Genomic DNA, 18,973 nt, shown 5'->3' with positions numbered 1-18,973 from the left:
TGGGCGGCATAGTGGGCCGCCTCATCCGCTTCACTCTTGCCGGCGGCATCGGCTTCGCCGCGGATGCGGCGGCGCTCTGGCTGCTGCTTGCCGCCGCGCCGCTTGGCGCGCTTTCCGCGCGCGTGCTGTCGATCGGCTTCGCGCTCTGCGTCACCTGGCAGATCAACCGCCATGTGACCTTCGCGCCGTCGAGCCGGAGCATCGCTGAGGAAGGCGCCCGCTATGGCGGCGTCGGCATCGCCACCAGCATCGTCAACTATCTGGTCTACTGCGCCGTCCTGCTCGCTCTGCCGGCCCTGCCGCCGCTGGCAGCGCTCGTCATCGCCTCGATCGTTGCCATGACGCTGTCCTTCCTGGGCTATTCCAGGCTGGTCTTCGACCGCTGAGACCGCTTGGAAATTCCACTCTGGCGGCCATCTGTTGGCGGCTTCTCCGCTTCCGGTGCTCACGGACGCGAAGTCCGCTCCGCTCCGGTTCTCAAAACCACCACCATATGACTCGCCAGAGCGAATTTCGAAACGGTCTCTAAGCTTCTGCACCAAGCGAGCACGATTGGCAGGAGCCGCCGATTTCCTTATATCGACGGCTGAGTTTCCCCGGAGAGGAAAAATGCCGCTCAAGATCGCCGTCCAGATGGACCATGTCTCCACCGTGTCGATCGCCGGCGACACCAGCTTCGCGGTGTCGCTGGAAGCGCAGCGGCGCGGCCACAAGCTTTTCCACTACACGCCCGACCGGCTGTCGATGCGGGACGGCAAGGTGTTCGCGCGCGTCGAGGAGATGCAGGTGCGCGACGAGAAGGGCAACCATTATTCGCTGGGCGAGAAGGTGCGCACCGATCTCTCCGAGATGGACGTGGTGCTGCTGAGGCAGGATCCACCCTTCGACATGAACTACATCACCACCACACACATATTGGAGCGCATCCATCCGAAGACGCTCGTGGTCAACGATCCGGCCTGGGTGCGCAACAGCCCGGAAAAGATTTTCGTCACCGAATTCCCGGACCTGATGCCGGAAACGCTGATCACCAAGGATCCCCATGAGGTGGCGGCCTTCCGCAAGGAATTCGGGGACATCATCGTCAAGCCGCTCTACGGCAATGGCGGCGCCGGCATCTTCCACCTGCACGAGGCCGACCGCAACCTCGCCTCGCTGCTCGAGATGTTCGGCCAGCTGTTCCGCGAACCCTATATCGTGCAGCGCTACCTCAAGGACGTGCGCAAGGGCGACAAGCGCATCATCCTGATCGACGGCGAGCCGGTCGGCGCCATCAACCGCGTGCCGGCCGAGCACGATTCGCGCTCCAACATGCATGTCGGCGGCCGCGCCGAGAAGACCGAGCTGACGGAGCGCGAGCGCGAGATCTGCGCCCGCATCGGGCCTTCCCTGAAAGAACGCGGCTTCATCCTCGTCGGCATCGACGTGATCGGCGACTACATGACCGAGATCAACGTCACCTCGCCGACCGGCATCCGCGAGGTCAAGCGCTTTGGCGGGGCGGATATCGCGGCCCTGTTCTGGGATTGCGTGGAGGAGAAGCGGGGGTAATTCTCTTCACGATGCAGGCGGCGTTCCATCGGGCCCGTCGTGTCGCCGAATAAGGTAACGGGGCTTCCGCCTGCAGTGGACGACGAACTATTTTGGGGGGCGAGATGCCAATGTGCTGCCTATGACCGGAAATGCTCCCGCGCTCTATCCACAACTGGGCCTGACTCCCCGTTTTCCAAGGCTCGCAATTTCATGGTAATTGTCACCGCAAGCGACAATAACTTTGTGCCCGGGCTTTTTCTATTCATCTTTTCTGCCTGGATTCATAATCGCGAGGCGAAATTCGTCGTCATCGATGCAGGAATAGAGCCTGCGAGCGTGATAGAGCTTCGCCGTTTTTGCGAACGAAACGGAATTGACTGTCAGTTGGTGCAAGCGGACGGCAAGCGGATTTCCGATCTGCCGACAAGAGGCAAGCTGCTGACGACGGCCGCATATGCCCGAATACTCATTCCCGAGATATTGCCTGATTGCGACAAGGCCATCTATTTGGATGCGGATACGCTGGTGGTGTCCGATCTCGGTGCCCTCTGGTTGGCGGACCTGGGCGACAATTTGGTCGCCGGCGTGGTTGACGGCTTCGTCGAGCAGGAGGAACTCGACGACATCGAAATGTCCCGGAATGAATATATCAATTCCGGCGTTCTGGTGATGAATCTCGTCGCCTGGCGCAGGGAAGGCATTGCGGACAGAGTCTTTGCAACGGTTCGTGAAACCGCCAAGTCGCGATACCTCGACCAGACGGCCTTGAACACGGTGGTGCGCGGACGAGTTCTCTTCCTCGGCAGGGAATGGAATTTCTTTTCAGAGCGCTATGTGGAAATCGAACGGCGACTTCCAAAGGTGATCCACTATGCAGGGTCGGCCAAGCCCTGGCGCTACAGGCGCGTGCCTTTTGCCGATGTTTTCAATTTCTACAGAACCCTGTCGGGTTCGGATATCCCGGAGGGGACGCTGCTTTGAAATCCGCTCGTAGGCGCAAGATGATCCTTGGCCTTATCGGGCTGCGCAGAAAATACTGGTCCTCCGCCCTGGCGACCTACTACTACCGCCGTCGATTTACCAAGCCACATCTGCGAAGCCTGGGTAAGATGTTCTCGAAGGTTCCGTTGCCGCCGCAGCATTCGACTGCCACGCGGGAACGAGACGCGCAGTTGCCGACGTTCTCGTAATGTTCTTGCCCAAAGCGAAAATCTGTGGTTGTCTAGCCTGATTTCACTCGCGGCCTGATCGCAAGGTCATGCGAGCTGGTATCCGGGGGCTTAAAAAATGCTGGCGCGGGTTCGCACGGTGGCTTTCCAGGGCATCGAGGCCTTGCCGGTCGATGTCCAGGTGATGGTCTTGCCTGGCAAGGTCGGCATGCAGATCGTCGGCCTGCCGGACAAGGCGGTGGCCGAGAGCCGCGAGCGCGTGCAGGCAGCGCTGCATGCATCCGGCCTGTCGATGCCGTCGAAGAAGGTGACGGTGAACCTCGCGCCGGCGGACCTGCCCAAGGAAGGTAGCCATTACGACCTGCCGATCGCGCTCGGGCTGATGGCGGCGCTCGGCGCTATCCCTGGCGACATGCTCACCGGCTATGTGGTGCTGGGCGAATTGTCGCTCGACGGCACCATCGCCGGCGTAGCCGGGGCGCTGCCGGCGGCGATCGGCGCCAATGCCGAAGGCAAGGGCCTGATCTGCCCCTTCGCCTGCGGACCGGAAGCGGCCTGGGCCGGCAAGGATTTCGATATATTGGCGCCGCGCAGCCTGATCGCGGTCGCCAACCATTTTCGCGGCACGCAGGTGCTGTCGCGGCCCGAAGCCGGCATCCAGCTTGCGGCGCGCGACCTGCCGGACCTCGCCGACATCAAGGGCCAGGAGAGCGCCAAACGGGCGGTCGAAGTGGCTGCCGCCGGCGGGCACAACCTCCTCATATCAATAGCAAAGGACCCATCGACACGCATTGCTTGCGGAGTCGAACTCACTCGGGGGACACGGGCAACCCGGGGCTTTGCGTCGCCTCGGCTACCAAATCGGCGAACAGGCCTTCCAGATTTTCCTCGCTTCGAGTGCCCCTATGGAGAAATGGGTCTAGGCCAATAAGGCGATAGACGCTTGGTCTGGTGCCAGACAGCGTTTGGAAACTTTCGATGTGAATTAGGCTATTGCACACAAGCAGGTCTAACGCCTGTCGGACACGGTTCCGATCGATCCCGGCTAACTGGGCGATTTTTTTGTAGCTGAGGAGCGCAACACCCGCCTTATTGTCTCTGAATGCTACCATCAGCAGATATACCTTGAGCGCATTCAATTGTGCGGCCTTCCGGAGCGTGAAATCCTTGAAGGCGCTGATTGCTTCCCCTGTATAGAGCCGCTTGGCAGGCAGCTTGCCCCATCCTCGGTCCTTCGCGAAACCTACCAACCTGAATGTGCTGCGGCTGGTTCGAGGCCGTACGATGTCCCTGCTGACGAGTATTTTTAGACCCTCGGACACCTTCGCCCTACTAAGCCCGGTCGCCAAGCAGAGCTGGTCATAGGTTACCCTCGCCTCACCCTCCTGGTCTGTGGTGTGTGCAATCGCGATCAGGACCATCAGGGCCGCTGTGTTGCCTGCCCCGTTACCGCCCGCCCAGCTAAGAGCGTTCAACCTTCCCTCGCGTATCCAGTTCGTGGGCAACCTGACCCAATCCAGCTTGGGAGTCATTTCCGATCCCTATCCTTTGCAAGAGAGCTAACCGCATGAATGGCGAACGCTGCGAGCCCAACAGCCGCCAGAGCGATTAGGCCGAGAAGATGCTCGATAGGCATCTGAGCCAACAAGGTCACAAGGTCAGGAACTTTATCCATTGTGTGTCTCCGATCGATCGATCGAAAAAACATACTTTCCCCATCAGTTTCATTCTAGAGTCAGTTTCTGGCCGCTGGCAACCGCTGCCGTTCTGAAATCCATTACAATCAATCTCTTACAGGGTCTGAATATGGTTCATAAAAGAACCTAAAACAGTTCACGAAAGACGCTTCGAGAGATGAAGAGGCGGACAGGTGGGTTCCACGCCCTCGTTGACGGCACCCAACCTTAAGCGACTTGGAGGGCAGTGCGCCATTGAATAACGGTTTTGGTTTTGGCTTGATGGCTCTGTCTAAACCTGCGCTGCCACGACGTGCCCGACCCAGTATAGGTAAGAGATTGCGCCTAGCCCAACCGAGCCTAGTGCGACATTGACCGCCGCATTGAACATCCAGCTATTGTTGGCCATAGTAGCCCTGTTCGCTGCTATCGCGTCATCGTAATTCTGACATTGCTCTGCCAAGGAAACTTGCAGAGGTTTCCGGTCGGCGAGGTCCTGGGACCATACGCCCGGCTGACTACCCGCAAACTCGAAGTCCACCGAGCGTGCCGACATTACGGCTACCCAAGCCGCGACAAAGAGGCCGACCGCGACAAAAAAGGCGACGGCGCCGATGAAGAGATTTGGATCGTGCTGCTGGGTAGCGAGCGAATATGAACCGCCCATCAGTAACACTGATGTCGCCACATTTAATCCGGCAAAGGTGTACGCTCGCTGGTCTGCGGCGATCGCTGCACTAAGCTGTGCCTGAAGGTGTAACTCGGCTTGTCGCAGAATCTCCGTTAGCGTAACGCTATCGGCAGCACTAAGCGGATTCGAAGAGGCAGCGTTGGTCATGCACGGAAACCTCGAATATTCTCTTCTTCCCGGCAAGACCGAACCGGGAAAAAAGTCTCCGGCAAGCAAACCAGCCGCAGCGACGAAGTCAGCCCCAAAGGCAGCGGCCAAGCCTGCGCCTAAGAAGAACAAACCCAAGGCGCCGTCTAAGAAGTGACTGATGAGTTTTAGCGCGGTGTTCCCTTGGGGGGGGTACGGGGGAATTTGCGGACTCGCTGATACGAATATCCCCTCACAAGTTTTTCGAAAAAAGGGCGCGGTATCTACGCTGCTGGATCATTCTCCGCCCATCGACTTTTGAACACCTTGGATGCCACCAATGCTGACTAGGATATCGGACGCGGCGGGAGCCCCGCTCGACGCAAAGGTGGATGTCGAGGATGGCGCAATTATTGTTCACAGTCGCGGCGGTGCTTTCGGCAAGCCTAATCTCAGAAATCCAGATCATCGCAAGGCTCTGTCATTGATTGTGGAGCGGCTCAAACGATCTGATGCTATAGATAACGTTACGGGAGTATGGCTCGACAGTAGGATTGCTCTGACATGGCCAGAGGATGAAAGGCGTCTCCTAGAGGCTTCTGAATTTGCCTTGCCTGCAGGGGATATTGTCACGCTAATCGGCCAGCGAGGGGCGGCCAAGGGGCGCGCAGAGGGCACTTTCGGACACGGCAACAGCACAAAGCGGGTGAAGTTCCTCGTGCCGCACGTGTCGGCACACGAGCTGCAGCAGATTATAGGAGGTCCGGTCGATGAGAACAAACGGGTGCCATCGTCGGTCCAAAGACGCGTAACGGGGGAGATGATCGATGAGGCAGTCGCCCGTTTGATGCGTGGTGAGCCCCATCCCTTTTACGATTCCATCGAGTATGACGTGCTGCTCCCCACAGGAGACAGGCTGCCTCCCAAGGCGGTGTTTGGATTTGCACTTGCTAGCGTCGTCGGGAGGCCCACCAAACCTACTGATTTCTCTGCGGGTTGGGGACAACCGTGCTTCTCCATCATCGAGGAGGCGGGCTATCCAATTGTAGCGAAGGGAGAGAGCTTCCCACCGCCAGACGCCGATCAAGATGATGAGAGATCGTGGGCGGAGGGAGATCGAAGGCGCGTTCAGCACCTCCGGCGGGAGCGGGCGCCCGGACTCGCTAGTGCCAAAAAACGCCGGTTCATCGAAGAGCATGGATTTCTTTTCTGCGAGCGGTGTGGGGTCATTCCATCGAGAGCGCTCGGCCCCCACGGCGACGCCTGCATTGAGGTCCATCACGAAACTATTTTCGTCGCCAAGATGGATGGTGTGACGCGCACCAGATTGAATGATCTGAAATGCTTATGCGCCAACTGTCACAGGATCATTCACCGGGAACGCCTTTGACAATTCCGGCAGGCATTTCGCAAAAATGTGGGTGCAGAGGTGGGCGGACAAAAGTGTATCGCTGGCCGTGGAGCAGGAATGATATGGCGGACATCAATCTCCAAGACGTCAACGAATGGAACGAGGCATGGTGCGTTCCGACGGCATTCGCTGCCATCACTGGCGAGACGCCTGCTAGCATATCTTCACTCCTTTCAGACGTCGCCGCCGATCTCGGCGCCTTCGTGGAACCAATGGTGAGCGCTGGATACAATCGGGCGATCTGGGAAGCCGCTATAAAGCGCCTGGGTGCCACATACACTCTAAGAGGGGATTGCTCTGGGGCGGACTTGAGCGAAGCACCGACCATTCCAGAGTACCTTGCTACCGCGAACCCGGAGAACGTCCAGTTAGTATTCTGCGTGCGTGCCATCGATGGGGCTAGGCATTTGTTCGCGATGCAGGGGCAAACGTTCGTTGATACGTTCACCGAGGGAAAAGTTACCGCAACAGCAGGCGCAGAGATACCTTCGGATTATCACGAGTTTCGCGTCGCCTGCATCTACACGATCGAGCCCATATCGGGCGTACCGCGGTCCATGTAGCGGGGCGTGAGTCTTTCCAGTTTCCCTCCTTAGCTAAGTTGACCGACGGGCGTCTTCAATCTCAGCCACAGCGGCTTGGTACCCTGGGCTCGTCAGCCGGTAGCCTGTTGCTGTGTCCCCGTGAACCATCTTTTCAGCACGCAGTTCGCTCAGCCTGTTTCTCACAGATCCCGCCTTGCGGGTTCCGAGATCGCGCATGACTGCCGAAACCGGAACACGTTCAGGGTGGTGGCTATGGAGCAGAATTAATATCTCACCTCGGACCGATGTTTTGGCATGGACAAACCGCACGCCATCGATCTCCTCAACGAGCGTACCCACAGGTGCCTGCAATAGCTCGATCAACGTACCGGCCTCCTCCATGGTGGTTCCGGTGGCATTGCGGAGCAATTCGGCTACCAGCCAAGCCGCGCCCGTATGAGCTAGCGCGAGGTCAAAGCGGTTCGGATCGACCGGATTTTTGTGGGCAATATTTCGCTTGTTGCGCAGTGAGTAGATCGATCGCGCGATTCTTGCTCCACAAATGCGAAGGCCCTCGGGTAGTCCGACCTCGTTTTCCACCTTTTTGCTAAGGTAACCATCGACATCTGGCTTCTCGTCATAGGTGCCAGAAGCAAGAAACTGCAGGCACTGGACGAAGTTCTCGACGAACTTCCCCGGCGTCGCCCTTTCTAAAGTTGCGGTCGAGCAATCCTGCCGGAGCTTGATAAAATCACCCACCAAGTGCCGAGCGAGTTCCGGGCTCAAATATCCTTTGAGGGCCGCTATCAGCCGCGTCTCATCCACCGATCATGCCCTCAACTGATTTTATTCCAGCTGCGGTGATCTTGTACGTTTTCCGAGCCTGTCGGGATTTGCCGGATTTCTTTAGCTGAAGCGCGAGCGCAGGTTTCTGGCCTTTCAACGCGTCAAGAGCGGAGGTTATGTTTGTGACCCCGTGCCCCAGATTCTTTAGATCGCGGTTGACGGAGAAACCGTCGAAGCTCTCAGCACCTTGACAGATTTGAAGCCAGTAGCCCCCCACCAGCGCCTTATCCGGCTGGCTTTTTGGTTGCGCGGCATCATATAGCTCCGCGAAAGTCTCGAACTTCAAAGCCTCACTAGTTGAACCCCCAGACCCTTGTTCGTCATCGGCCGGATCAAGAGTCCTATGGTCTGAGGCCATGGTCCTCATGCTTGACTTGAGCCCGAGTCGACTGGCGACATACTGGAGAACGCGAGTTCTTGCGTCTTCGTCAAGAGGGTTCAAGGCCGCGAAAACTGATTGCATCGCCTGAAACTCAGGATCGGGTTTTGCTGCGTCTGCTGTCATACTTCACCTCACTTTCTGAGCGAGAAGATGAGGTGAGTCGCTGCGGCGCGCAAGTTCGATGTCAACACTATCGGTGCATTACGGCACATCTGTGTGGAGAACCGCGCCACTTTGGCGGTTTCTCTGGCGCTTGGAGCCTTCCGGCTTCTCAATTTTCATGTCTGACTCCATAGAGCGAGGTCTATGAGTTTTCGGCCAACCTGTATTTTGGTTGCCTAATCAGTAGCTTAGTTCGCAAATTTGCGATCTCTGTAATATGACATCCCGGCTTCCTTCATTCTTGCGGTGGCTTGAAGTTCCGAGAGTCCCCTCGCCGGGGTCCCTTGTGTGGCCTCTTGGGCTGCTGCCCATGCAAAATGCACATGTAGGCATGCACACCCCGGGCTTATTCAGGGTGTGCAATGCGCTAGCAGCCTTTAGTAGTCGGACAATTCATCAGCGAAGTGGCGGACTTCCAGATATTCAGCCAGGTCAGTCGCCCACACGGGGCTCTCTATGAGCCATCGCGCGAACCTAGCCTCTAAGAACTTCAGGGCTCCTGCGAAGGCGTCCGGGTCGTCGTAAATCGTCCTCCCAAAGGTCTTGCTCAAGGACTTGGCCCAGCGTTCGATCTTAGCTCGTCTTGCCACGTCAAAGTCCACGCTGCGAGCAGGTTCGAGACGCTGCCAATCTCTACGCGCCTCCTCCCAGTCCTCGGGGATCTCCTCCAACGTACCCCCGCGTGATATAAGTTCTTTGCGTGCCCTCCTCATTGTCGCGACGGTACGCTCGGATACCGCACAGGCCTCCGCCACTTGGCGCTTCGAACGTCCTTCGAAAAACAGGGTAAGCCGCCAAGCCATGTTTGTTTTATCACGCTTGGTCATGGGCAGTTTGTCTTTGGAATTGGAGGCAGCGGAGGCTTCGACAGCTTCCTCAAGCGTTCCTGAAAAGACCTCAACCGGCACTGGCATCTTTACGCCAGCCTTCCGATATGCAAGCAGCCTGTGAAACCCGTCGATGACGTACCAATGGGCTCCGCTCCACCAAACAAGTAGTGGATCGAGGAACCTCGCGTTCTGTGGGTTACCTATGGCCTCCACTAGCGTTTGGACGTGGCTTTCATCCTCAATGAGTCTGCCTTCCAAAGTTCGCGGCTGAAACACAGCCACTTTCCGCCGGATGTCCGCAGGATGAAGTTCTTGGATGTTGCCGGGGTGGTCTTCGGTTCTGAGCTTAAGCTCTTCTCGAAGGAGGGGCAGAGCCTCGGTAATGTGCATGTCGGGGGTATAGTCAGTCATGATTTCGCTTTCTCTTCACGAGGGGGAGACGGCCTCTATCGGGTCCCTTGGGGATCACCAGTGTTGGCTGTGGAGGGGGGTCAACGCGCACTGAGAGCGCGGTAGGGGCAGCGGCGGCATAGGAACCAGCACGAGCATTAGGTTCCTTATGGCGGTTTGCTGGGTCGTAGTGAACTAGGAGAGAAGCTGGTTTCGTCTCTAGGGGCGGTCTTCTCATTCCCTGTATGAGGACTTAATCCACCAAGGCTGAGGGCGTGCCCTTTCGGGAGTCCGGCAGCTGTGCCAACGGAGCTTTGTATTCTCCATACGGCAACCTATTTCTCCCAATAGCCCGCCAGTTTGCATGTTCCCTGTATGGGCCCCTAATTGCCCACGCCTCGACCCTTTACCCACTCATTGGCCTGTCGGGACCGTGTGCGTACGGTCCCCGGGAAAGCGGAGGGATTTCAGATGTGGATAGAAATGCGGCCCACGCCGACGAGCGAAGAAGGCCGCACCGCTCAGGGCTTTCTCAGCATATCGCAGAGGGAGAGGAGCGCGTCGGGCGACATCTTTGTCCACGCGAAGTGTGACCCGAGCAAACATACGCCCCCCTACGGAGTACGCTCTGAAGCTGGACTTGGCCCCTAACGAAGTAGCTTCAATCTTCAAATTTCTCGTGAAATCGAGCGACAAATCTGAAGATTTCAAGCGGATTGCGAACGCTGTCGTGGACGAACTAATCCGCTGAGAATCGCGACGGGCTCCTGCGAGTTCCGCAGCCAAGTAAGAGGCTCCCGGACGGGTTCTTAAACCGTTGGCTCCGCCTCGACCGAATAGTGGACATCCGTGGGTGAGCCTCCTTGTTTCCAAAAGAAGCGAAGGCTCCCCTTGCGATAATCCACTACGCAACGTGCGAAAGCATCACGCAACGTCGTGTTGATCTCTGTGACGGTTGAGTTTGGGTTGGTCAGCACCTTCTCAAGAGACGCTACGAGCTTCGCGATGGCGCGTCCGCTGGCGCGCTTAGAACGCTCATGGATTGTCTCAAGTTGCTCAGAGATGGCCGCTAGATCGGCTTCGTAACCAGATAGGCGCCGACGAAGCGCGACAGACGTATTGCCCTCTTCGATCTCAGTCAGAATATTCTCAATGGAGCTTGAAACTCCGTCCCACGCGGCCTGCAGTGCGGCCCTTTCGTCGTCTAAGCCCTCATCTCCCGAGGGAACCTCAAAGACCAACTGCCTGCCCCCGGCGTGTCTGATAGCAGCGGTGACAGCCTCAAGGTTCACTTGGCGATACTGGCACTCGGCGCCGGATTTGGCCTTGGTGCATACCAGATAAGGTGTCCCACCCTTTCGGCCCTTATTCACCCGCGTCATCGTCGAGTTGCACATAGGGCAGGAGGCGAGGCCAGCCAGGACGTTGGAGACCTCCCCGGCGGTGGCGCGCATTCGCGGTGTATTGTTCCCGTTCTTGCGCGCATTGACCCTGTTGAACATGGCCGTGGGGATGATGGCCGGATAGTAGTTCGGTATAGGAGCCAAGGCGTCCCGCACCCTCTTGCCGCCCACCTCGCGTGTCTCGTGTGGAATCATGGTCCCGATGACAGCTGGGTTTCCCAGTATCTTGGCGACGTAGGAGCGGTGCCAAAACGCGGCCTTGCGCTTCCCGTCACCAAACGTCTCGACTCCGTTGCGATTAAGGCCATGGGCGATTGTGTGTTGTCCAACCCCCTTGTCAGCCTCGCGGAACACTCGACGCACCACAGAGGCCCTATCCTCCAGCACATCAAAGCCTGTGCGATCTGCCTTTAGCGCAAGCCACGCGGGAACCCTCATGGTCATAGGTCTCCCCTCGGCGGCCGCGTTTGCCTTTTTCTTGCCCCATGCCTCGCGAACACGTTTGGCCTTGGTCTCGCTTTCTTCGTTGGCTCGCATGGCAACCATGAAGGCCCACATAAACGCCATCGGGTCCGCGTCGAGGATGCCTGTGGTGTAGACCTTGCCGTCGCCCAGCGTGACCAAGACAATGCCGCTCTCGCAGATGTCCTCAAGGAGCCTCACGGCCTTGCGCGGCCTCTCACGGGAAATGCGGTCCATGCTCTCCACCAACAGGTAAGAGCCTTTCTCAACCACTCCATCCTTCACAGCCTGAAGGAAGTCCGCTAATGCCCCAGCCTCCTTGTTGCGGCCACGATAGGCAGAGACGCCAAGGTCCATGTAGCTGTCGTCCACGAGGTCAAGGCCATGCTCGTCGGCGTAGCGTTCAGCCTTCTCCATCTGGCGCCGCTTGCTGTCCCCTCGGGATTGTTCAGGGGTTGAGAAGCGGACGTAGGAATATGCCTTTGGGCTGGTTTGGGCGTTGGATTTCATGGTTTCCATCCTTGGGTGAAGCGTTTCTAGGATGGGTCTTACGCTAATGCAATGTTGATGGTCGGGCCGCCGGGCTCTGGCAAGTCGATGCTGGCGCAAAGGCTGCCCTCGATCCTGCCGCCGCTGGCGCCGAAGGAACTGCTCGAAGTTTCGATGATCGCGTCGGTCGCCGGCGAGCTCGGCGAGGGCAAGCTGACTGACCGGCGGCCGTTCCGCGCGCCGCATCACTCCGCCTCGATGGCGGCGATGGTGGGCGGCGGGCTGCGCGCCCGCCCCGGCGAGGTGTCGCTCGCCCATCACGGCGTGCTGTTCCTTGACGAGCTGCCGGAGTTCACACCGCAGACGCTGGATGCGCTGCGCCAGCCGCTGGAGACCGGCGACTGCATGATCGCGCGCGCCAACCACCGCGCCACCTATCCCGCGCGCATCCAGCTGGTGGCGGCGATGAACCCGTGCCGCTGCGGCATGTCGGGCGAGCCAGGCTATCGCTGCCTGCGCGGCGATCGCTGCCGCACCGAATACCAGGCGCGCATTTCCGGCCCGCTGCTCGACCGCATCGACCTTCGGATCGAAGTGCCGGCGGTGTCGGCGAGCGACCTGATACGGCCGGACAAGGCCGAGACAAGCGCTGCGGTGGCGCAGCGCGTGGCGCGTGCTCGGGCCATGCAGCGCGAGCGGCTGGAAAGGCTGGGCGCCGGCGCCATCACCAACGCGCATTGCCCGCCTTCGATCATCGAGGAGATCGCCAAGCCCGATGCCGCCGGTCTGACGCTGCTCAAGGACGCCAGCGAGAAGCTCGCCTTCTCGGCGCGGGCATATCACCGCGTGCTCAAAGTGGCGCGCACGCTGGCCGACCTTGACGCCAGCGAGACCGTCGGCCGCATCCATCTCGCCGAAGCTATTTCCTACCGGATGAGCGCGGAGCGGATGGCGCAGGCGGCGTAGTCAAGGAACTCGCAAGGAGGCCGAGTCGGTTTCTTCGCTCCTGAGTTCCTCTTCAATCGGCCTCGGGGATCAGCTTCTGCAGCGTCGGCGCCAAGATCATGCCGAAGGTCAGGACATCGCCATAGGCCCGGGCGGAAAGCATCGCCCCGTGCACGGTCGCCATGAAGGCCTCGGCCTCGACGCGAGGCGCGGCGGCGATCGTCAATGTGCCTTGCCCGGCGCCGCGCTCGATCACGCCTGTCAGCCAGCCTGACAGAAACTGAAAATACGCACGGACTTCCACAGCAACCTCCGGCGGCAGGGCTGGAAGCTCGCTGGCGAGCAGCGCGCAGACGCAAAACGGCCTGCTCGCGTCCTCGATGCACTGGGCCCAGAAGCCGGCATAGGTTCGCAGCAGCTCGGGCGGCTCAGGCACATTGCGCTCAAGTTCCGTCATGCCTGTCACGGCATCCTCGAGGTAGCGCCTGACCAGGGTCTGCACGAGGTCGACCTTGCTTGGGAAATGATGATGGATGCTCGCCTTGCGGATGCCGACCACCTCGGCGATATCGGCGTAGCTGAAGCCGTTATAGCCGCCGGCGACGATGAAGCGTCGCGCGGCGGCCAGGATGTCGTCGGCTGTATTCGAGGGCCTGTCCATAAGCATGCCTAGAGCGTTTCACCGTTTCACGGAAACGGCGAAACGCTCTATCTCCTTGTTTTGACGCAATTCCTGCCGGAAAACCGCGCACACTTTTCCTGGAATTGCTCTAATCTCCGGCGGCAGAAATCTCAACGCGCGGCCTGCGGCGACCTGCAAAGCAGGTCGCTCACCGAAAGCCAGACGGCGGACACCAGGAAATAGAAGGCGCCGAAAGCGGCATAGGGCGCGACATTGGCGATACCGATGGCTTCCGTGCCGCCCGCCATCTTGATGAAGAAGAGACCGGCCAAAGCCGACTGGGCGCCACTCAGGATCATCGCCCACTGGGCGCCATTGGTCTTCCAGCGACGAACCGCCGTCAGAAGCTGAAACGCGCCCGAGAAAACGGCCCAGACGCCATAGACCGCGAGCACCGCGTTCATGCTGTGGCTTAGCGCGATAGCGACCGCGATCGCGGTGACGATGCTGACGACGAAGTTGAGCAGCTGCGACCTGTTGCGGCCGAGCCCGCCACTGCGCTGCGCGTCGACGTAATTCGCAAGCGCGTCCCACAGGGGGTAGGCGACCAGCATGACGGCGGCCAGCGGCGGCACCATCTTCGCGACGGTGAAGGCTGCCACGACCCAGGCTGCCGATACGGCAAAGCGCAGATAGTAATAGCTTTTGAGCCAGCCGTTTGAGGAGGGGGCGCGGCCTTGACCGCTCGTTTGTGCAGACATGATGTTAACTTTCCTTCGATTTGATTGCCTACCTACTAGAAGGTAGATGGGCATCAGTCAAGCGTCTGCGAGGAGGCCGCCTGGGCGTTCACAACTCTTTGAACGCGCGATCGCGTCCGGAAATTGCGCGTGGTATGTTGGAGCCGATCCGCGCGGGGGCGAGGGATGATTTCAGTTCTGCCGGCGCGCAGCGCCGAAGATTTCGAGACGCTGGCGGGGCTCTGCCGCAAGCTCGCGCAATGGGATGTCGACGCTTCGGCGCCGCATGGCGTCTCAGCTGCGGATGTGAGGGCTCTGTTCCATCCCGAAACAAGCGGCCCGCAGCTGGCCGCCCAGTTCGGCGCACCGGATGCGATGGCATTCATCGCCAGATCCGGAGGACTGCCGGCGGGCTGCCTAGCCTTCGGCCCGTTCGGCGAAGGCACGGTGGAACTTCACAGGTTCCTCGTCGACGCCGCTTTCCGGGGGCAAGGCATAGGCCGCGCGCTGATGGGCGCGGTCCTGACGGAGATTGACAAAGGCCCCGCCCGCACGGTGCTGATCCAGACGATCTTCTACATGGAAAGCGCCATCGCCGTGTACGAGGCATTCGGCATCAGGCCCTGCGCGCCGTTTCGCGACACACCGGCGCATGTCAGGCACACGGACGTGTTCCTGTCGCGTGCGGTCCCGGGCGCTTGAGGGTGCCGCTGCCGGCGTCCCGCAAACCAGGCCGGGCGCGCCCCATCGCCAATCTCCAGCGCCTCAGAAAGAGCGCCGAGGTTGCGGTCAACTTCCTTCTCCCCGTCACCATACGGGGAGAAGGTGCCGGTGTCCGAACCGGATAGATAGGTAACAGAATGGACCGATTAGATGGGTGACAGTTTTCTTGCCAGCCGGGAGGACCGGCGATGGTTTGGCGAGAGACTGGCATCATGGATGAGCGGCTTCGTTTTGTTGTTGAATGCCTAGCTGGCGAGGAGACGATGACGCAGCTTTGCGCGGCCTTCGAGATCTCACGCAAGACCGGCTACAAATGGCTTGGGCGTTACCGGGAGACCGGGCCGGAAGGCCTGCACGACCGGCCGCGGGCGCCGCTCGATCACGGCCGAGCAACGGCAGCCGAGCTGGTGGAGCGGATCGTGGCGGAGAAGGAAGCGCATCCGCTGTGGGGGCCGAAGAAGATCATGGCGCGGCTGAAGCGGGCGGAGCCCAGTTGTGGCTGGCCGGCAGTCTCGACAGCTGGCGAGATCCTGAAGCGGCATGGTCTTGTGGGACGCCGGCGCTGGCGGGCTGTGGGCAATGGGCCATGGCCGGAGCCTGCGGCGCCGAATGCGGTGTGGACGGTAGACCACAAGGGCTGGTTCCGGACCCGTGACGGCTGGCGCTGCGAGCCATTGACGGTGATGGATGCATTGAGCCGCTACCTGCTGGGGCTCGAGGCGACGGGCTCGACGGCCGACGAGGAGGCGTGGCCGGTGTTTGAGCGATTGTTTGAGGAAAACGGTCTGCCGGATCGCATTCGAAGCGACAATGGCCCACCCTTTGCGTCGGCCGGCGTCACAGGGCTGACGCCGCTGGCAGTGCGCTTCATTAAGCTCGGCATCGCCCTGGAGCGCATCCAGCCAGGCAAGCCGCAGCAGAACGGGCGCCATGAGCGTTTCCATCTGACCATGCTGCCGATGGCCGATGCACCGAAGGCTGACAAAGCGGCTCAAGCCAGGGCCTTCGAGGACTTCCGGCGCAGCTACAATGAGGAGCGTCCGCACGAGGCGCTGGGCATGGACACCCCGGCACAGCATTACCGCCCCTCGACCCGACCGATGCCGAAGACAGCCCCTGAACCCGATTATCCGACCGAGGCAGCGGTGCGCGGCGTGCGCCAGAACGGCGCGGTCCAAATGGCGGGGCACCGAGATCTATGTCTCGGCCACGTTGGCCGGCGAACCGATTGCCATTGAAGAGACTGAGGATGGCGAGTGGACGATGCGCTTCCACACCCATCCGCTCGGCTTCATCGATGAGAAGCACATGAAACTGGTTCGCCGCAGCGCCGCGCCAAGCCGACCGCTTGGCGCTGCGGCGACCGCATCATAGGGAGAGAAAACTGTTACCTATGTATCCGGTTCAAAGTGTTACCCATCTATCCGCTGGACACCGGCAGGCGGATGAGGGGCGGCGCCGACCGACGAAAGAGGATCGATGCACCCAAGATGGCCGGTTTGACCCCGCTTCGATCCGATGCGTTCAGCCCTTCGCCTTCAGCTCCAGCCGCCGCTTGTGCAGCACCGGCTCCGTGTAACCGTTGGGCTGCCTCGCGCCCTTGAATACCAGGTCGCAGGCGGCCTGGAAGGCGATGGAATTGTCGAAGTCGGGCGCCATCGGGCGGTAGAGCGGGTCGCCGACATTCTGGCGGTCGACGATCGCCGCCATGCGCTGCAGCGAGTCCCTGACCTGGATTTCCGAGCAGACATTGTGGCGCAGCCAGTTGGCGATGTGCTGCGAGGAGATGCGCAGCGTGGCGCGGTCCTCCATCAGGCCGACATCGTTGATATCGGGCACTTTCGAGCAGCCGACGCCCTGGTCGATCCAGCGCACGACGTAGCCCAGGATGCCCTGCGCATTGTTGTCGAGCTCGCGCTGGATCTCGTCCGGCGTCCAGTTCGGCCGCCTTGCTACCGGCACCGACAATATGTCGTCGAGCTTCGCCTTCGGCCGGCTCTTCAGCGCCGCCTGCACGGCGTGCACATCGACCTTGTGATAATGCGTGGCATGCAGCGTCGCGGCCGTCGGCGAGGGCACCCAGGCGGTGTTGGCGCCGGCCTTGGGATGCGCGATCTTCTCAACCAGCATTGCCGCCATCAGGTCCGGCATCGCCCACATGCCCTTGCCGATCTGGGCGTGGCCGGCAAGCCCGCATTCGAGCCCCGTGTCGACGTTCCAGGCCTCGTAGGCGGAGATCCAGGCGGCCTGCTTCATGTCGCCCTTGCGGATCATCGGGCCGGCTTCCATCGAGGTGTGGATCTCGTCGCCGGTGCGGTCGAGGAAGCCGGTGTTGATGAACACCACGCGCTCCTTGGCCGCGCGGATCGCTTCCTTGAGGTTGACGGTGGTGCGCCGCTCCTCGTCCATGATGCCCATCTTGATGGTGTTCTTCGGCATGCCGAGCAGCGCCTCGACACGGTCGAAGATTTCCACCGCGAAGGCAACCTCTTCCGGCCCGTGCATCTTGGGCTTCACCACATACATCGAGCCGGCGCGGGAATTGGCGCGGCGGCCGTTCTCGCCGACATCGTGCAGCGCGATCAGCGCGGTGATGGCGGCGTCCATGATGCCTTCCGGCACCTCGTTTCCATCGCGGTCGGTGATCGCCGGATTGGTCATCAGGTGGCCGACATTGCGCACCAGCATCAGCGAGCGTCCAGGCAAAAGCAGCTGGCCGCCATTGGGCGCCGTATAGCGGCGGTCGGGATTGAGCTTGCGGACAAAGCTTTTGCCGCCCTTGGTGATCTCTTCGGCGAGGTCGCCCTTCATGAGGCCGAGCCAGTTGCGGTAGACCACGACCTTGTCCTCGGCATCGACGGCCGCGACCGAATCCTCGCAATCCTGGATAGTCGTGAGAGCCGATTCCAGGACGACGTCGGCAATGCCGGCCGGATCGGTCTTGCCGATCTGGTTGGCATGGTCGATCACGATTTCGATGTGCAGGCCGTTCTTGACCAGAAGCACGGCTTCCGGATTTTCGGCATCGCCGCGATAGCCGGCAAACTGCTTTGGGTCGGCGAGCGTGGTGGCGCCGGCGCCCTCACCCGCTTTCAGCGCGCCATTCGCCACCGACAGCCCGTTGACGCCGGCCCATTTGCCGGTGGTCAGCGGCACGGACTGGTCGAGGAAATCCTTGGCCCAAGTAATGACTTTCGCGCCACGCGCGGGATTGAAACCCTTGCCCTTCTCGGCGCCGCCGGTCTCGGGAATGGCGTCGGTGCCGTAGAGCGCGTCATAGAGCGAGCCCCAGCGCGCATTGGCGGCGTTGAGCGCATAGCGCGCGTTCATCACCGGCACGACGAGCTGAGGCCCGGCGACGACGGCGATCTCGGGGTCGACATGCTCCGTCGAAACGCTGAACGCCGCGCCTTCCGGCACCAGATAGCCGATCTCCTTCAGGAAGGCCTTGTAAGCCTCCATGTCGATCGGGGCGCCGTTTTCGCGGTACCAGCCGTCGAGTTTCTCCTGCATGGCGTCGCGTTTGGCGAGCAGCGTCCGGTTCTTCGGCGCGAGATCGTGGACGATGGCGGAAAAGCCTTCCCAGAATTTTCCCGGATCGATGCCGGTGCCGGGCGTAGCCTCCTCGGCCACGAAGTCATGGAGCTCCCGGGCAATTCGCAACCCGGCGATCTCGATGCGGTCGGTCATCAGCACGTCTCCAGATAGGTAGCTTGCCGGGGCCTTTGGCATGTTTGGGGTTGCGGGGTCAATTCGGCTTAGGGTGAAGGAGGCGCGGCCTTCTCCTTCTCCCCTTGTGGGAGAAGGTGGATCGGCGCGCAGCGCCGAGACGGATGAGGGGTGTTCCAG

Annotated in this window: 15 protein-coding genes and 2 pseudogenes; 9 read left to right on the top strand and 8 right to left on the bottom strand. The window is 60.4% G+C overall.

The genetic code is table 11. From position 1 onward, the window contains the following. Positions 1-11 precede the first annotated feature (11 nt). The 4 genes and pseudogenes from EJ068_RS15645 to EJ068_RS15630 form a co-directional block, all read left to right on the top strand. Complete coding sequence (locus tag EJ068_RS15645; RefSeq protein WP_127252542.1) at positions 12-386, top strand: GtrA family protein; 375 nt, start codon at positions 12-14, stop codon at positions 384-386. Between the two features lie 223 nt (positions 387-609). Further along, entirely contained in the window at positions 610-1,551 is a 942-nt protein-coding gene (gshB, locus tag EJ068_RS15640; protein WP_127252536.1) for a glutathione synthase, read from the top strand. A gap of 192 nt (positions 1,552-1,743) precedes the next feature. Then, positions 1,744-2,514 carry a glycosyltransferase family 8 protein gene (locus tag EJ068_RS15635; protein WP_127386476.1) on the top strand — a complete coding sequence of 257 codons (771 nt, stop codon included), beginning with the start codon at positions 1,744-1,746 and terminating at the stop codon, positions 2,512-2,514. A 306-nt stretch (positions 2,515-2,820) separates the two neighbouring features. Then, a pseudogene (locus tag EJ068_RS15630) lies at positions 2,821-3,462 on the top strand (magnesium chelatase domain-containing protein); the annotation flags it as partial. A 1,208-nt stretch (positions 3,463-4,670) separates the two neighbouring features. Here EJ068_RS15630 and EJ068_RS15625 read toward each other — a convergent pair. Continuing rightward, the gene (locus EJ068_RS15625) at positions 4,671-5,216 is read right to left on the bottom strand and encodes a hypothetical protein (RefSeq protein WP_129554620.1); all 546 of its coding nucleotides are present in this window, start codon (positions 5,214-5,216) and stop codon (positions 4,671-4,673) included. 319 nt (positions 5,217-5,535) lie between these two features. On the opposite strand from EJ068_RS15625, the gene EJ068_RS15620 reads away from it, so the two are divergent. Continuing rightward, entirely contained in the window at positions 5,536-6,585 is a 1,050-nt protein-coding gene (locus EJ068_RS15620) for a hypothetical protein (protein WP_129554619.1), read from the top strand. Positions 6,586-6,668: 83 nt separating this feature from the next. Beyond that, entirely contained in the window at positions 6,669-7,169 is a 501-nt protein-coding gene (locus tag EJ068_RS15615; RefSeq protein ID WP_129554618.1) for a hypothetical protein, read from the top strand. 33 nt (positions 7,170-7,202) lie between these two features. On the opposite strand, the gene EJ068_RS15610 is transcribed toward EJ068_RS15615, so the two are convergent. From EJ068_RS15610 to EJ068_RS15595, 4 genes are all read right to left on the bottom strand, one after another. Beyond that, positions 7,203-7,955, bottom strand: coding sequence for a hypothetical protein (locus EJ068_RS15610; RefSeq protein WP_129554617.1), 753 nt, complete (start codon positions 7,953-7,955; stop codon positions 7,203-7,205). After that, complete coding sequence (locus tag EJ068_RS15605) at positions 7,948-8,481, bottom strand: hypothetical protein (protein WP_129554616.1); 534 nt, start codon at positions 8,479-8,481, stop codon at positions 7,948-7,950. The genes EJ068_RS15610 and EJ068_RS15605 overlap by 8 nt, the downstream gene beginning before the upstream one ends. A 416-nt stretch (positions 8,482-8,897) precedes the next feature. Beyond that, on the bottom strand, positions 8,898-9,761 hold the full coding sequence (locus tag EJ068_RS15600) for a ParB/RepB/Spo0J family partition protein (protein WP_129554615.1): 864 nt from the start codon (positions 9,759-9,761) through the stop codon (positions 8,898-8,900). 788 nt (positions 9,762-10,549) lie between these two features. Further along, positions 10,550-12,115, bottom strand: coding sequence for a recombinase family protein (locus tag EJ068_RS15595; protein WP_245463432.1), 1,566 nt, complete (start codon positions 12,113-12,115; stop codon positions 10,550-10,552). 51 nt (positions 12,116-12,166) lie between these two features. Here EJ068_RS15595 and EJ068_RS15590 point away from each other — a divergent pair. Continuing rightward, positions 12,167-13,060: pseudogene (locus EJ068_RS15590) on the top strand (ATP-binding protein); the annotation flags it as partial. Between the two features lie 52 nt (positions 13,061-13,112). Here the strand turns inward: EJ068_RS15590 and EJ068_RS15585 are convergent. Then, a complete protein-coding gene (locus EJ068_RS15585) occupies positions 13,113-13,700 on the bottom strand; it encodes a TetR/AcrR family transcriptional regulator (protein WP_127252539.1) in 588 nt (195 codons plus the stop codon). Between the two features lie 131 nt (positions 13,701-13,831). Then, the gene (locus EJ068_RS15580) at positions 13,832-14,422 is read right to left on the bottom strand and encodes a DUF308 domain-containing protein (protein ID WP_127252540.1); all 591 of its coding nucleotides are present in this window, start codon (positions 14,420-14,422) and stop codon (positions 13,832-13,834) included. 165 nt (positions 14,423-14,587) lie between these two features. Between EJ068_RS15580 and EJ068_RS15575 the strand changes: the two genes are divergently transcribed. Next, on the top strand, positions 14,588-15,103 hold the full coding sequence (locus tag EJ068_RS15575) for a GNAT family N-acetyltransferase (RefSeq protein ID WP_127252541.1): 516 nt from the start codon (positions 14,588-14,590) through the stop codon (positions 15,101-15,103). 284 nt (positions 15,104-15,387) lie between these two features. Next, on the top strand, positions 15,388-16,362 hold the full coding sequence (locus EJ068_RS15570) for an integrase core domain-containing protein (RefSeq protein WP_245463431.1): 975 nt from the start codon (positions 15,388-15,390) through the stop codon (positions 16,360-16,362). 286 nt (positions 16,363-16,648) lie between these two features. On the opposite strand, the gene EJ068_RS15565 is transcribed toward EJ068_RS15570, so the two are convergent. Continuing rightward, positions 16,649-18,814: a malate synthase G gene (locus tag EJ068_RS15565; protein WP_127251348.1), complete on the bottom strand. Its 2,166-nt coding sequence runs from the start codon at positions 18,812-18,814 to the stop codon at positions 16,649-16,651. Between the last annotated feature and the right edge of the window lie 159 nt (positions 18,815-18,973).

It is taken from the genome of Mesorhizobium sp. M2A.F.Ca.ET.043.02.1.1, from assembly GCF_003952405.1.
Classification (GTDB): domain Bacteria; phylum Pseudomonadota; class Alphaproteobacteria; order Rhizobiales; family Rhizobiaceae; genus Mesorhizobium.
This window is presented reverse-complemented; position numbering and strand designations above follow the sequence as displayed.